Raw genomic sequence first — 14,506 nt, forward strand, 5'->3', positions numbered from 1 at the left:
CAAGCCACCCGATCCACACGCTTTGCCTCAAGCCCTCCAGGTCGTCGCTCACGCCAAGGAGGTCTCGCATCCAGACAACTAGGATGGGTTGGGCTTCCAGGCCGCGCCGGCCCTGCTGCGCCAGCCTACCAGCCCAGCGCGAGACGCTGGCCGGGCTCACGCCAAGGTGTCGGGCGATCTCCGCCTGGGAGAGCCGCCCCTGCCGCAGCAGCGTCGCTGCCGCCAGACGACGCTCCTCCATTTGTCCCTGCGTCAGATGCGCCGGGCGCCAAACGTTGTCACCCATCGTGCACCTCCTCACGAGGATCGACACCGCCCTATATTACACCGCTTTCGTGAAGATCATTAATAAGGCGGTTTACACGCTCACATCAATCGCGGCCCTTTGCACGGTTACGCCACTGCTGTTTCCTTAATGGCATCCATGATGACCTGAGTTGCGTCCGTCAGCTCAGCTTCCCCAAGGTCGAAGCACCCGCAACCGTCTATGGTCTCTCCCTCCGGCGAGAAAATCTCGAGCCACAACGGTGGCATCGTCGAGGGAATACATCCCCTTGGCAACTCGGTCAGACGCACCCTGAGCGGCCTCACACCGATCAGCGCCACTGTTCGCGACCCATCGGGGCAGGGTGGCGTAACCCCGAGTCGAACGTAGGCGCCAATCAACTCACACTCAATCCGGTGGGGACAGGGAGTGAATGCATCCGTGCGTGGCAACAGTTCGTCTTGTTTGTACGACATTAATGACCTCCTCCTCCTGAGGAAGTACGATCCAAAGCCCATAGGCCTTTCCAGTGCATTCACAGCTCAAGCATAGGTGGACGGCTGATTCCGGAGCGTTACCGGATCCACGCCGATTGAACTTCCGGCTCCGATGCTGGAATGCACATGCCCGATGCAGATATCAATGGGTAAGATGACAAGTCCATTGCACTGAATAGCAACCAATTGCTTACGGCGACTTGTCCGGCAGATTACGATTATGTCATCTCCTTGCGATGTGCGACGCCCGTCGACTTGCGTTCCATTGCCAACCATAATCTATGATTTGGTCGCGCGCAGTTGCACGGAAGAACGCCCATACCCTGCCCAACCTTCGAACAGCATATGTCAGTCGGGCGCGATCCAACAGGGCTCATCGTCTTCGTAGTGCGCTTCTACCAACAGGAAGCCTGCGGTCAGGAGACGAGCGGCTACTTCAACATAACTGCATCAATAACCTGCTCAATCTGCATAAGCTGACCATCGCTCACCACTGACGTATCAGGTCAGACGACTTGCCTTCTATTCGTCGACATACGCTGGTGCGCTTCGAAGTTGGTCGACCGATAGCGTCAATACCATCCTTTCCGGTACGATCGCCTTGCTGATCCTGTGGTCGTCTCTTGCTTTTACCGCACCTTGTGTCTCTGGAGATAGCCCAACGCTCGGAACAGTACCAGTGGTTGCAGTCATCTCATGTGGATCAAGTCGAATGGCCTGCGGAGAAACAGCGATCCGGCGCTCACCGATGCCGAGGAAGCCGCCCACCTCAATCACAAGAGCCTCAATCCGGCCATTCCTGTTGATGAGAACGTCCTCAACTTCGCCAACATCCTCGCCCTTTGGATTGTAGATCCTTTCGTTGAGGAGATCCGAGGCCCGCACGACCCAAGGATCGCGTCGGGGCAGGAAGTGAATTGGTCCAGGTGCATCTAATGGTCCGGCGAACCCGGCACTCTGCTCGCTGGCTGCCGGAAGGGTTGGAGCAACTGTTGATGTCTGTTGCGCAGTAGCATCGGAGATCAGGAGCGTTGAAAGAATTATGATTGGAACCAGATTATGTCTCATGACAAACTCCTTGGATCCGAGTGGCTTCCTAAAGCTAACGACTGTGAGATATCAGGGTTCTAGGATCGCGTCGGTCAGGCTGTGCGTGGTCGCCGAACTCCGTCCGCTGCCGTACATGATCTATAGGGGCTTCAGCTCAGCCCTGCGAACTCACCCCGGCATGGTCCGTTGGATCTTTATATCCATACGAACCGTGTTCGAACACTTCTCGCCGCGTGCACAACCTACGGAGCGCAAGATGTCAGAGTTCGTGATACAGCATTGGCTGGAACTGGTGTTGCCGGTTGCTGCGGCTGTAACCTTGGCATTCCACACTAGACAGCACTCCGCCAGGTGGGGAGCCGTTCGGGTGAGGACGCATTCCGCTCGATCAGTCCGGGGCCGCTAGGCCCCCTTGTCAGAGCTAGTCCATCATGTGACGGATGGCATGCACAAGATCGTCTGAGCATCGGTTAAGGATCTTCAGACGGTCGATCATATCCTCCAATCCCGTCATTTGATTATTCTGCTGATGGACTGCGCGTTGGCGCGGCGCCTCACCCGTTACTTCCGAATGACTAGGCATTGTTGCCTCCGTGATAGCAGCCCAACACTGCTTCCACCTGCCGGATACGTCAATCAGGCTGGCCGCGGGCAACTCAGCGCACGGTCATTGATCGTACCGAGTTCTTTCAATTCGTCAGCGCGGCGAGATCCCGGGGCAGGCTCAACGAATAATCTCGCCTGCATTGCGCCCGAGACTATGCGAAAGACCTGAACGGAGACGTTCGACGCGCACGGATGACATTGAACTGTTCGTTACCATCTCCCTGGTCTGGTACCTGAGGTAATTTGAGATCTGTGGCCGGGCTTGGCACTTCCTGCATCACGCCAGTCAGTAAAGTGCGATCCGTACGATGCCAAAAAAGCCAGACGTCCACCGAGGCTCTGCGAAAGAGCTACTTGAAGTATTCGGAAGTGCTTAGGCCCGAATCGGCAAAGGCTGGAGGAAGCATCATGAAGGGAGAATATGTTTTCGATCTGCATCGTATCCTCCTCGGCGAGATGTCTTGGATCTTCCTGGCGGAGATCGTTCTGAGGACAGCGATTGTCTACTCCTGCGCCTTGTTCGTTGTCCGTGCGATTGGAAAGCGGGGGATGGGACAACTCGCTCCCTTCGACTTCGTCATCATCATCGCCCTGGGCTCTGCTGTCGGCGACCCGATGTTCTATCCAAACGTCCCGCTGCTACACGCTCTGGTAGCGGTCACTGGTATCGTGATTCTGACGCGGGGTGTGGCGCACCTGACGCAGCGGTCAAAGTATGCGGAGGAATTGCTCTCAACAGATGCGGTCCGCCTCGTGCGAGATGGCATCATGGACCTCAGGGCGATGGGACGGGAGGGTATCGCCCGGCAGGAGTTGTTCGAGACGCTGAGAAGTGCTGGAGTCCAACAACTGGGAGATGTTGAACGGGCCTACCTGGAGCCGAGCGGCAAGATCAGTGTCTTCCGGCAACCACCCACCCACGCACGAGCCGGATTGCCCCTGCTGCCTGAGGGCGTGGAAGGACCGCTGCGAACTTACAAGGAGAGGGAGACTGTCTTGATCGGGGGCTGTTACACCTGCTGGGAATGCGGCTATGCAGCGTCCTTCGCCTCAGGCGGAACGTTCCCAGGTTGTCGAGTCTGCCAATGCGGGAAGTGGGTCCGGGCCGTGACCAGCGCTCATGAGGCGCTCACGAACGTTGCATCGTCCGAGTGACGATCCCTCATTGGATTGATCACCAAAGGGCAGGAGGCAGTAAAAGAGCAGCCGTCGTGTGAGCACCTTCCGGCTTCAAAAGCAGCATCTGACACTTATGCCCTGCCCAAGCTCGTACCAAGCGTGTGCCAGCCAGATCGACGCCAAGCTCGACTTGGGTCGTCCCCACCACGCCTGCTACCGCACGGTCGGCGGCCGTCTCGATCAGGTTGTAACGTAGCCCTATGGCAGTCATGCCAAGTCTCAATACTTCAATGTCGCTTCGGTCTTCATCCTCATCGACGAGCTCCACATACCCGATCTCCCTGCCGTTTCGGCAGGTCGTCGATTTCCGCCTTGGTTGTGGTGTGCAGCATTAAGTTGTTGCCGTGCCAGTACATGCGGCTGAGATCAATGCGGCGCCTTTCCCTCGCCACGTCGAGGCCCCGATTTCCATTACAGCAAACAAGCTCCCGGACGGGCCCCAACTACATTCTTGCTTTTGCCGAGCTCCTCGCCTTCAAGGATCATCACTTCCACGTCCTCAAGTGCCACGACGTCGGCATTCCGGAAGCAGGCAGCCGGCTCTTCCGTCGCGTCGATAGGATTGTTGTAGTAACGATAAAGGTTCGAGGTCTGAGCCATGGATGGTCCGGCCATAAGCGCAAGCGTGGTAGCGCACGCGGGAAGACGCATCCTGTCCTCCTCGATTCAAATTGGCTGTCGGGGTTGCCGGGCAATGTCCAGTATGGCAGCGGTCCCTAGTAGGCAATTGATCCGCATGTGAAGCCGTTCCACACCGGCGTGAAATGCTAGAAGACGCCGATGGTCGGTTAATCTCAGAGCAAGAACGTACAGGTATCCTCATGCTTGGCCGCCATTTATACAGGGGTTGGGTGCTGCCTTCTCGCCGAATAACATCTCGCTCCTTCCTCTGAGTGGAAGATCGTCCGCGAGCGTACCTAGTGTTGAGGCGCAACGGGAACGATCCATCAGTCGTCTTGCTCTTCACAAAAGAGCACCACCATCCTCATGAGCGAGCGAGGGATCAGGTGCTTGGAACAGTCGTCCTGTGGCCTAGGCCATGGGGACCTTCGGAGGAGGGATTTCGATGGGAAAGCGCATCTTGGTTGGGTCGCTGGCGATCACCGCGCTCGCAGGATCATTTATGAGCCTTGGCCATGCGCAGGGTGATCAGGGGCGCAGAGAGTGTGATCGGCTCATCAGCGCACTCGAAGGCATGGCACCTGCCGAGGCCTATGAAGCGCTCCAGAAAATGCGCGTATATCGGCAGGGTAGCCGCTACAAGGCATGCGTCGACACCGGGGTGACATTGCAGACCCGCTCCCCAAGGCATGCAAGTCTTCGGGCCGAACAATTCGTAGGAATGGATGTGTTCAACGAAAAGAGTGAGCAGGTGGGCAACGTCAACCGCTTGGCGCTGGGAGGGGACCAGCGTATCTATGTGCTCATGACATACCGTGGCCCTCGTTGGCCGGGGAACAAGCAGGTGGCTATACCTCTAGAGCGCATAACGCTGGACGGCGGACGGCTGCTGCTACCCGGAATTGGAGAGCAGGATCTTCTTGCGATGCCTGCAGTCCCTGCTAACGGCGGAGTGTACCGGTCGCTTCGGAGCACTGAACTCGTTGCTGTTCTGCGCTACGTCGCATCTGCGACTGATGCTGGGGATATCCGGCGCCGGCCCTGACAGCAAGAGGGCCAGTCGCCAAGGTCTCGCGGTGCCAAGCGTCCATACAGCCGCAACGTCGAGAGCACTTCATAGAACTTGCGGCAACTATACAGGCGGGTGGTCCGTGTGGCGGATTCCGAGGGGGACGGCGCCAATAGCATGTTGAGGGTTTTTGGAGCAAGTGGTGAGTAGTGAACTGCTACCTCCCGTCACTCCAACTGTCGCACTCCATAGAGCATGCCTCAAGAGCCAGCGACCATCCCGTGCGTGCTCGCCCATAAATGGAATACGCTAGCCACAGTGGCGCTCAGGGTCTCAATGACCAGAAAGATGCATTGACCGGGGATTGGGATTGCCACCAATCCCCGGATGCCCCTTGGTCAGAGGACGTCGTCGTTGAACTTGTCGTAGGCCACAGTCGGGGCCGCCGCTGCAAGTTCCGGGCTGTCGTAGGGCAAGGCGTAATAGTCGAGCGTCGGGTACCAACCATATCCCCAGCCATAGTACGGATAGCCATATAGGCCCGCGCCGTAAGCGACATCCCGGTTAACCAAGGTCGCCATGAGTTGTCCGTCGCGGCTGAACACAATGTCAGTGACGTAGCCGAAGCCGAGACCATTCCGCAGCCGGGCGTAGTCCCCGATCAGCTCGGACACGCGCCACTCCCGTGGGCCAGTAGCGACCCAGTTTGGCCCGTCGAAGAGACCGAGATCCTCTGCACGTTCTTCGGTCAGTGAAACCTTGATCCCGTCCTGTGCGGCCGTTAGGTCAACTTTGTTCCACGCTACGCGGAATGCCGCATCACCGATGCCAAGGAATCCACCACCGACTACAACAAGGGCAGTGATCTTTCCATCGGGGCCGACCAGGATGTTCTCGACCTCACCAAGTTGTTCACCCTTGGGACCATAAACATCCTCATCGAGCAACGCCGCAGCGCGCCAGCCCTTATACAGCACATCAGGACCGATCAGGTTAACCTTATCTGCGGCATCCTTTGAGATGAGGGAGAGGCCCTGCTGAGACGCAGGCTTCGTAGCTTCGGCGGCGGGTTTTGGTGCGGGCGTTGACTTCGTTGCGCCTTGACCTTGCTGTGCGTGGGCGGCAACAGGCAATGCCAGGAGGACCAAAGCCGCTGATAATTTGAGCGAGAGTTCGCGCATGCTTTAACTCCATTGAATTGAGAACGTCGCATCGAGTGCGAGGATCTTCGTGTTTCATGACAACGGGCTGCTTCCGACTGAAGAAACGCACACGGCCACTGCTGATGAAACGTGTGAATGCCGCAGATGCTCCGTCTGCGCCGAGGGGAGATGTCGCTTCCCGGTACACACCTGTACTGCGTTCAGAGCCAAACGTTTCGGCAGCCTTCATGCAAGGAAAGATTTTGGCCGCATCAGCAAGGAATAAGCGGCAAGGAAGGCTTCTATGCTATACCTTATGCGCATTTGTCCAACACTTGCCACTTAAACCCACCTTGCAGCACCACGGGTAGCCACATGCAGCAGCATCGTGCAGACTACGTGCCACCCAGAGGGCATCATTCATACGTACAGAGTGCCTTAGGTGAAGGGTGCAACGTGCATGTTTATCACCGTAGCATCCGATGGTGAGATGGTGGATCAGCACGGTTGCCAACCTGAGCCGGGCCCTAAGAGGCTGCCGGGCAGGCGGGTTCTTCACCTTCTGAGGCGGCAATCTCCTTGCCCTGAACGTGGATTTTGCCCGTTGGTGCAGTTCGGATCCATATTGAAGAGGAGGTGGAGAGTATGCCGTGCACACGCTCTCAATTGGTGTCTGGAAGCAGGGACGCTGGACCTCACCGCCGCTGTCCGAGGACAGCGGACGCCGTCTTGAGCCCGTCTCCGTTCGTCTCAAGCGCAAGCCCGAAGTGAGTGAAATCGCGACTCAGGAGGCGGCTTCTATAGCCCGGGTCTTCAAGCCATTGTCCGACGAAATGCCGAATGTCACCCTCGGTTGGCTCCATGCCGCATCCCCCACAGCGCCCCAGGACTGCGGCCAAGGATTGCCAGTTGCGGGGTGCATCTGCGGGCAGGACAGCTGAGAGACGACCCTGGAGATCAAAATTCGACATATCCTGGTCGGTTTGTGGGGCCAGTCTCGAAGCGGCGCGGGCCAAGGTCGGATCGGCCTCCAGGGGCCCGCGGCCATTGTCATGACGCTCTCTGTTGATCTGTTGGAGTGCCAGAGCGGTCTGATCATCGGCCCCTGTCACTATGGACGCTCCACCTGGCTGCATTTCTCTCGGTGTGCCGGCCCCCGCGAAGGTCTGAACGGCATAGAGAGCTTGATTGGGGGCGGCTATGATGCCGAACCCGAACCGATCTAGACCTCTCCTCAGGATGTTCTCGCGATGTGGTGGGCTGTTCATCCAACCCCTGTGCAGATTCGCGACGCTTTCCTCCGTCAGTGGGGAGGGGCACCCCTGGCAACGTGCGATATTCTCTGCCGTCATGTGCCAACGGCTGCCACCGGCCTTGGAGTAGCGGTCGGCGACCGTATTGCCCTGCGGGGATGTGTGGGCGTAGTAGTTTCGCTGCAGCATGTCCTGTGCGTGGCTCTGAGCCGCCTCGTTCAGAGCCGGCCCGAGCGAGAGGGGCTCCAATCCGAGCTCCTGCCGCTCCTCGTTGACGAGTTCGAGAGCTTTCTGCCGAAGCTGATCCAAGTTGCCCGTCTCAGCCGCAGTCATTGGAACGGACCAGCCGACGAGGCTCGCAACAATAGTGAGGGCCGAGGCGAGACAACTAAGGCGTCTCATCCTTGCAGTCCACTCGTGGTGTTAGTGTCGAACCCAGCAACATTAGTCGTCCTCACCTTCGCCGCCCAGCTCGCTGGGGATCTCATCCTCAGTTTCCTCGCAAGGTGGTCATCGGCGTCAATACCGCGTTGAATGGACGGAGGGTCATCCCCTTGAAAGCCGAATGACCCCTCTTCACCCTCCATCTCCTCGTCCGAGGACTCATATGCTTCGTCGCCCTCGAAAATCTCCGCTCTCACAGCGCCAGATACCAGTAGGAGGCCGGCGAGCGACGCGGCGAGAAGGAGCAGCCTGAGAGGCTGGCGGCAGAATGGATCTGACAGCACTGGCATCTTCGTCTCCTGAATTCAACCGGCCTTGACATCATCTCGACCCCGAAGCGCCATCCCGTGCCGCTGATCGTATCTGAACCAGTAAACTCGCAAGATCGTTCGCCATCCTCGGTCCGGGGCAGTATTGATCTTGGTTTCCAAATCTTGGGCTGGAGAAGTTACTCTCATGGCAAACATGAGGGCTGCGGGAGTGTTCCTCTAAGCCTCGGCCGTACCCTAAGAAGGGTACGCTCGGGAACATAGTTCATCTTGGACTGCCGGCCGGTGAAACAGCGCCAGCGGAGTTATCCTGCCGCGTAGCGTGCATTCGCCGGAAGCGCACCTGGTACTTCGGTGAGCGGCTGGTGCCGCCCTCAATCCAGACAGGCGCCCCGGCGCCAGATTCGGCTCCGTGATAGTGACACGCCGTTCCAGATCCAGAATTGACAGCTTGACTATGATGACATGAGTTTCTGCCACAAATCTGGTGCGGGAGACCACGTTCTCAGGAGAGTTCTGTGGAAGGGCCAGCGCAGCCCCGATCGCCAGGAAGTTGGGGGCGTGAGGGTGCGGGTTGGCGTCCACGAAAGCTGAGAAGGTCGTGCGCCAGCGCCGCGCTATGGACGATAGGTTATTGCCGGGCGAGATCGTGGTCGGGAAACTGCACCTCCCGGGCGTGCTCGCCAGGACGGCTGAACTCGCCGAAACAGTGTCGCGCCCAAGAAGGGAGACTCCAAGGAGGATTGGGGCTCGAAGGATCAGAGGGCTGGGACACTGCCTGACAGTTCGTTCCCAGACCCATACGTCTAGGTGCAGCATATGCTTCACCGATGCAGAGCGGGGAACCAACTTGCCTGTACAAACATAAATCTCAGGCCTAGCAGGCATCACTTGAACGTAGGTAGGAATGGCTCCTGGCCTACTATGATGCCTTCCCTTTGGAGCTAAATGGTCCAGCGCCGTACAGGCAAAGAGCAGATCGTTTGCTTTACCTGGGAACGACTGGCATCGGTATCCTGTTCGACGCTTTGAGCATAGGTGCACCAGATAGACGATAGGGAGAAGGACGATATTGCCGGGGCCCGGACAGACCAGCGTCACCCATGATAATTCACCGAAAATTGCAGCAGGGGTGAAGAGACATCATACCCGGCAGGGAGCGGGCACGACGGCGTTCTTAACGACATGCGCTTCTGTACCAGGACCGGACCCCGCATCCTTACTCCATCGCATGGCATGTCTGAACGGCTTTCGCAGTCGTTTAGCTTCAAGCCACAGAGGTCATCTAGCGGCGCAATGCAGATCCGAAGGCGAAGAGGAGATGCAAGAAATGGTGTACACACTTTCTCGATTGGCGCCCGGAAGCTACGATGTGCTCCTGAACGGTGTCGTCGTGGCTGGCGTCGTCCGCGATGACGACAGCAGGGAGGCAGAATGGAGAGTAGAGTTGTTGGCTGACCTGCCGTCTGGAGAGAGGCCCCATCCTTTTACAAAGCTGGAACATACCTTCGGCACACTCGAAGCGGCCCGCAAGTGGCTTGGGAATGCCGAGGTTCTCAGCTCTGGGAAACCAGGAAGGACTAGAGACATACGAGACTTTTCGGAGCTTCGTCCCTGAACCAGATTTCTCGGGGAGTTCTGCACTCTCGTCGCTTCTTTGTGCGGGGCGTTCGAGTCAGCAAGATTGCGGGAAGGCTAGGCATAGCGCACGTGGAACGCCATTGCTGCCCTATACAGTGCGTTGTTCCAACTTAAGCCGATCGGCGAGATGGTAGTGGAGGAGAGAGTTTGAGCGTCCTCCAGACCTCGACCAAGGCGGCAGCCAGGGCGTCGATATGGGCGTTGGAGTGGAATGGGCCAGGAGTGATGCGCAGGCGCTCAGTGCCGCTGGGCACGGTGGGGTAGTTGATCGGCTGGATATAGATGCCGTGCTTTTCCAGCAGCCGGTCTGAGGCTGCCTTGCAGGCTTCCGCATCGCCTACCATCACCGGTATGATATGCGTCGGCGTGTCCAAGACCGGCAGGCCTGCGCTGCTGAGCACCGCCTTGGTACGGGCGGCCTGGCGCTGCTGTTGCTGGCGCTCGGCGGAGGACGCCTTGAGGTGCCGGATCGACGCCATGGCGGCGGCGGCCACCGCCGGGGGCAGGGCCGTGCTGAAGATGAAGCCCGGAGCAAAGCTGCGAATGGCGTCCATCACCGCCTTGGTGCCAGTGAGATACCCGCCCATCACCCCGAAGGCCTTGGCCATGGTGCCCTCGATCACGTCGATCCGGTGCATGGCACCGTCGCGCTCGGCGATGCCGCCGCCGCGGGGGCCATACATGCCCACCGCATGAACCTCATCGATATAGGTCATGGCGCCGTAGCGCTCGGCCAGATCACAGATCTGGCGGATGGGCGCCACGTCGCCGTCCATGGAGTAGACGCTCTCGAACACGATCAGCTTGGGCCGGTCACCAGCCGCCTGAAGCAACTCCTCCAGGTGCGCAAGGTCGTTGTGCCGGAAGACCGCCTTGTCGCAGCCGGACTGGCGCACGCCCTCGATCATGGAGTTGTGGTTGAGCGCATCCGACAGGATCAGGCAGTTCGGGATCAGCCGGGCGAGCGTGGAGATGCCGGTCTGGTTCGACACATAGCCCGAGGTGAAGACCAGGGCGGCTTCCTTGCCGTGCAGGTCGGCCAGCTCCGCCTCCAGCTCGACGATGGTGTGGCTGTTGCCCGAGATGTTGCGGGTGCCGCCGGCCCCGGTGCCGAGGCGCCAGGCCGTCTCGACCATGGCGCGGGTCACGTCCCGGTTCTGGCCCATGCCGAGATAGTCGTTGGAGCACCAGACCGTGATGGGGCGCGGGCCCTCCGGGGAGTGCCAGAGCGCCTGGGGATAACGCCCGGCCAGGCGCTCGATATCGGCGAAGACGCGATAGCGGCGCTCCGCCTGGAGGCGGTCGAGGGCTTCTTGAAAACATGTGTGATAGATGTGCTTGCTAGCATCAGGGAGGCGCGCTGACATGTCGACCTCGGCACAATCGAGAAATAATGAGCGTTTGCCGCTCCCGCTCGATCCTGAGTATCAAGCGAATGTTTGTAAAGGCATCGTGCCTCGCTTGTGAGCTTGTGCTCGAGAGAGCTCGGCCTGCTGGAGCTAACTGGACGTGTCGACCTTTGAGTGTTCACCTGCGTCAGTACACTGGAGGAACAACGAACATAGCACAGGGTTCGAGGAAGCGTGATCTAAGGTACGCTCTCGTACCAAGCCAATGGTCTTGGAGCCACAGAATGAGCCAGTGCCGGAGCTCTGCACTTGTCTACACCTTGCCCGGGTGTCCACGCGGTCGACAATGAGGCATTCTTGTCCGACGCCGGTCGTAGATCGGGTCGGAGGACCTCCATAGGGGAATGAGTTCCTCAACGATCCGGATGCTGTTGCTCTTACTGGGTGCCCGGCGGTGGCACGAAAGGTACATCGTCCGGTGACGGACCCTTGTGGTCTGCAGGGCTCCCATCCTATGGGACGGGATCAAGTTCCGGAAGCTCGGGCAAAGGACCAGGAATGTCGAGCTCCTCACTGGTCTTGACGTTCCTGCCATGTCGCATCCTTCATCAATCCATTTGTTGGCAGGCCACCACACAAGCGGCGTTTCCGCTACACCTAGGGAATTTTCGTCTGCCTGGATCCTAACCCCAGCTCCGCCCGTTGCACCCGAATCTCCACCTGCTAGAGATACCGGAACGGCCAGCGGTCTTTCAGGGTTGCGTGATAATGTTGCTGCGATGGAATCAACAAATCTAGTGGCACGCCGACATGGCTCTTCCTATCGCGCACAGTTTCTCCAAGTCGGACGCGAGCCCCTCCACGACAAGCCAGCGATGCCAGTCCGGCATGATGCTCCAGTCAGGATCACTCAGGTGCACTTGCGGGAGGCGATAGTGGAAGGCCGGACGGGCACCGATCTTCTCGTGCGGCAGCACGGAGCGGATTCGTTCATCATCCAGGTAGGCAAGGAGCGGCAGAAGATCGAGAGCCCGGTCCCGGGTCGGGTTTGCGGCCAGGTAATCCATGGTCAGATCGGGCAGGTCGGGCCAGTAGTCAGGAGCAAGCACCTGTCTGACGTAGTCCTGCGGGTAATCGGGCGGGAGAGCATGCGCGAGCCGCCTGCGTCCCTGTGCGATGTCCCGCCGGAGGCGTTCGCTCACGATGAGGAAGGCTTTCAGGAAAGCAGCAATCGTTGCCGCATCGAGACGCGGTGGATCGATGTTAAAATGGAGGCCGAGCGAGTCCAGGAGCACCGCTCCTCTTCCGTGCGCTCCAGCGTCCCGCAGGATGTCAACGAGCCCATCCAGCTCCGGCAGCCGATCAATGGGCAACGGTGCTGTGACGAGTTCCCGGGGCACGAACGGGGACACCACCGCGCCAAGCCATGCGGCCGCCCGGTGGCCCAGCCTCAGCCCGAGGTTTGGATGTCGTTGGGGATGCACGTAACGGAGGTCCGTCTCGATCCTCATGTCACCGAGACGGGTGCCGCTGATCCTGAAGGCGTGAGCGTCTTCCGCATCGATGGAGCCACCAAGAGCGCCGGCAATGACGCCGGCAGCGACGCGCGCGCTCGGCCCCATGAACTCGATTTCGACCCCCACGCGACGTATGGCGCCGCCCGGGGCCGTTCGGATGGGAGCGCTCGATGTCTCGGTGGCGATTGCAAGATCATTCATGACTTGCGGGACATGGTCACAGCCAAGGCCAATGACAATGGACAACCAGGCGACATGACGGAATCGTAATACGCCGATCATCCCTGCCTCATGGCGTGGATGATAGTGTCTCGCTCCACCCTGCCTTAAGGCATGCATCTCGCAGGAGGAGGAAAGCTACAATGTGGGCTTCGTTCAGGGATCTCAGGGATGCCCGGGGGGCACATCGCTTCTGGAGTGCTGTTGCCCGGCTGACCATCTTGGTCTCGGTTGGGGTGGTTGTCCTCTTCGTTGCGGTGTCGGCGATGATCTTGTTGTTGCCCTTGGCTCTGGTTGTGGGCCTCGCCCTCCATCTGTACGTCAGGCGCGGGCTGCGTCAGGCGGGGCGGCGCCCACGCCGTGGTCTTGTCATCGAGGGTGAGTAAGTCGTTGTGGAGCGGCGATAAGCCTGCGGGCCTGGGACCGGCACCTGCAAGAGTTCAGATCTACCTTCCACTGCTCGCCTCAATTGTTCTCACCGGCCGAAACGTGTCCCACTCGGCAGGCCTGAACGCCGGAGGCCGGCAGCGATTCTGGCAATGTGGTCCAAAGCCTGAACCGGATCCGCGTCCAGGTCGTGGGCTCAAAACCTGCGACCGAGGCAAAGGCGTTGCGGCTACTGACTGCATTCATCGCCTCGTCGACCTCGCGCCTTTGGACCTGGTCGAGCCGCGCATGTGGTTCGATCGGAAAGATGTCGCGCGTGGCGAACTTCGCCTGCCTAAAAGCCGGATCGACGCACGCCTGCCACACGATCCAGGTCCTGACACTCGGCCAACCAAAGTCATTGGCAAGGGTCTGGAAGCCGGGGCCGCATAGGAAGTCACTGGCACCATCGGCCTTGTCCCAGACATAGAACGGAGCGTAGAGGTTCTCGTGGCTCCCCAGATCGCCCTTGGCGGCCCTGAGGTACGCCTTGAACTTCAGGTTCGGAAACTCGCCGAGCAGGGACCCCTTGTCCCGGATACGACGATCAATGATCCCCATGTCGTAGTCGGCGGGAAGGGAGAGGCTGTACTGCATCGCGATCATGGCCGCATCTCCACGGGCTCGAACCAATCGACGGCCCGGCTGTCCTGCACGGCCTGAAAGCTGATGTAGCTGAAGGAGTCGTCAAGAGCCGCCCCGTGCCAATGGCGCTCGCCCGAGGCGAACCAGACGGAGACGCCCGGATGGAGGGTGATGATCGGACCGCCATCCGACTGGGCGCGGCCGGTTCCGGACAGGACATACAGGAGTTGGCCGTGTGGATGCGCATGCCACTTGGTGATGGTGCCGGGATCGAGCATCGCGCACATCGCCGTGTTCTCGCCATCGTGGCTGCCATCCAGCAATGACTCGATCTGCATCGGGGCTGTGGACACACCGGCAGGCGAACGGGTCAGCTTCTCTCCGGAACGGCGGATCGTCATCTGTCCGGGATTGGATGCGTTGTTCATCGCAGG

14 protein-coding genes and 1 pseudogene are annotated in these 14,506 nt (G+C 59.4%); 4 read left to right on the top strand and 11 right to left on the bottom strand.

Translation table 11 applies throughout. The features are described 5' to 3' along the window. Nucleotides 1-145: 145 nt before the first annotated feature. Both ILT44_RS32140 and ILT44_RS15895 read right to left on the bottom strand, forming a co-directional pair. Nucleotides 146-286: pseudogene (locus tag ILT44_RS32140) on the bottom strand (IS630 family transposase); the annotation flags it as partial. A gap of 998 nt (nucleotides 287-1,284) precedes the next feature. Further along, nucleotides 1,285-1,830 carry a PRC-barrel domain-containing protein gene (locus ILT44_RS15895; RefSeq protein ID WP_204240586.1) on the bottom strand — a complete coding sequence of 182 codons (546 nt, stop codon included), beginning with the start codon at nucleotides 1,828-1,830 and terminating at the stop codon, nucleotides 1,285-1,287. A gap of 942 nt (nucleotides 1,831-2,772) precedes the next feature. Here ILT44_RS15895 and ILT44_RS15900 point away from each other — a divergent pair. Next, nucleotides 2,773-3,573 carry a DUF421 domain-containing protein gene (locus ILT44_RS15900; RefSeq protein ID WP_204240587.1) on the top strand — a complete coding sequence of 267 codons (801 nt, stop codon included), beginning with the start codon at nucleotides 2,773-2,775 and terminating at the stop codon, nucleotides 3,571-3,573. A gap of 19 nt (nucleotides 3,574-3,592) precedes the next feature. On the opposite strand, the gene ILT44_RS15905 is transcribed toward ILT44_RS15900, so the two are convergent. Together ILT44_RS15905 and ILT44_RS15910 are read right to left on the bottom strand one after the other, a co-directional pair. Continuing rightward, nucleotides 3,593-3,865 (bottom strand): hypothetical protein, encoded by a 273-nt coding sequence (locus tag ILT44_RS15905; RefSeq protein ID WP_204240588.1) that lies wholly within the window; start codon nucleotides 3,863-3,865, stop codon nucleotides 3,593-3,595. Between the two features lie 143 nt (nucleotides 3,866-4,008). Beyond that, nucleotides 4,009-4,248 (bottom strand): hypothetical protein, encoded by a 240-nt coding sequence (locus tag ILT44_RS15910; RefSeq protein WP_201861293.1) that lies wholly within the window; start codon nucleotides 4,246-4,248, stop codon nucleotides 4,009-4,011. Nucleotides 4,249-4,663: 415 nt separating this feature from the next. Between ILT44_RS15910 and ILT44_RS15915 the strand changes: the two genes are divergently transcribed. Further along, nucleotides 4,664-5,263: a PRC-barrel domain-containing protein gene (locus ILT44_RS15915; protein WP_201861292.1), complete on the top strand. Its 600-nt coding sequence runs from the start codon at nucleotides 4,664-4,666 to the stop codon at nucleotides 5,261-5,263. 362 nt (nucleotides 5,264-5,625) lie between these two features. Here ILT44_RS15915 and ILT44_RS15920 read toward each other — a convergent pair whose 3' ends face one another. From ILT44_RS15920 to ILT44_RS15930, 3 genes are all read right to left on the bottom strand, one after another. After that, complete coding sequence (locus tag ILT44_RS15920) at nucleotides 5,626-6,408, bottom strand: PRC-barrel domain-containing protein (RefSeq protein WP_201861291.1); 783 nt, start codon at nucleotides 6,406-6,408, stop codon at nucleotides 5,626-5,628. Nucleotides 6,409-7,064: 656 nt separating this feature from the next. Next, on the bottom strand, nucleotides 7,065-8,024 hold the full coding sequence (locus ILT44_RS15925; RefSeq protein WP_201861290.1) for a CAP domain-containing protein: 960 nt from the start codon (nucleotides 8,022-8,024) through the stop codon (nucleotides 7,065-7,067). Continuing rightward, entirely contained in the window at nucleotides 8,021-8,356 is a 336-nt protein-coding gene (locus ILT44_RS15930) for a hypothetical protein (protein WP_201861289.1), read from the bottom strand. The genes ILT44_RS15925 and ILT44_RS15930 overlap by 4 nt, the downstream gene beginning before the upstream one ends. Before the next feature lie 1,309 nt (nucleotides 8,357-9,665). Between ILT44_RS15930 and ILT44_RS15940 the strand changes: the two genes are divergently transcribed. Continuing rightward, nucleotides 9,666-9,953, top strand: a complete 288-nt coding sequence (locus ILT44_RS15940; RefSeq protein ID WP_201861287.1) for a hypothetical protein — start codon at nucleotides 9,666-9,668, stop codon at nucleotides 9,951-9,953. A 133-nt stretch (nucleotides 9,954-10,086) separates the two neighbouring features. Here the strand turns inward: ILT44_RS15940 and hemA are convergent, their stop codons facing one another. Both hemA and ILT44_RS15950 read right to left on the bottom strand, forming a co-directional pair. Next, the gene (gene hemA, locus ILT44_RS15945; protein ID WP_204240590.1) at nucleotides 10,087-11,343 is read right to left on the bottom strand and encodes a 5-aminolevulinate synthase; all 1,257 of its coding nucleotides are present in this window, start codon (nucleotides 11,341-11,343) and stop codon (nucleotides 10,087-10,089) included. Between the two features lie 776 nt (nucleotides 11,344-12,119). Further along, complete coding sequence (locus ILT44_RS15950; RefSeq protein WP_204240591.1) at nucleotides 12,120-13,043, bottom strand: amidoligase family protein; 924 nt, start codon at nucleotides 13,041-13,043, stop codon at nucleotides 12,120-12,122. Nucleotides 13,044-13,204: 161 nt separating this feature from the next. Between ILT44_RS15950 and ILT44_RS15955 the strand changes: the two genes are divergently transcribed. Further along, nucleotides 13,205-13,447 carry a hypothetical protein gene (locus tag ILT44_RS15955; RefSeq protein ID WP_204240592.1) on the top strand — a complete coding sequence of 81 codons (243 nt, stop codon included), beginning with the start codon at nucleotides 13,205-13,207 and terminating at the stop codon, nucleotides 13,445-13,447. Nucleotides 13,448-13,526: 79 nt separating this feature from the next. Here the strand turns inward: ILT44_RS15955 and ILT44_RS15960 are convergent, their stop codons facing one another. Further along, nucleotides 13,527-14,093 (bottom strand): DUF4865 family protein, encoded by a 567-nt coding sequence (locus ILT44_RS15960; RefSeq protein ID WP_204240593.1) that lies wholly within the window; start codon nucleotides 14,091-14,093, stop codon nucleotides 13,527-13,529. Then, nucleotides 14,090-14,500 carry a cupin domain-containing protein gene (locus tag ILT44_RS15965; protein ID WP_204240594.1) on the bottom strand — a complete coding sequence of 137 codons (411 nt, stop codon included), beginning with the start codon at nucleotides 14,498-14,500 and terminating at the stop codon, nucleotides 14,090-14,092. The genes ILT44_RS15960 and ILT44_RS15965 overlap by 4 nt, the downstream gene beginning before the upstream one ends. Between the last annotated feature and the right edge of the window lie 6 nt (nucleotides 14,501-14,506).

Source organism: Microvirga arvi (assembly GCF_016892765.1).
Taxonomy (GTDB): Bacteria; Pseudomonadota; Alphaproteobacteria; order Rhizobiales; family Beijerinckiaceae; genus Microvirga; species Microvirga arvi.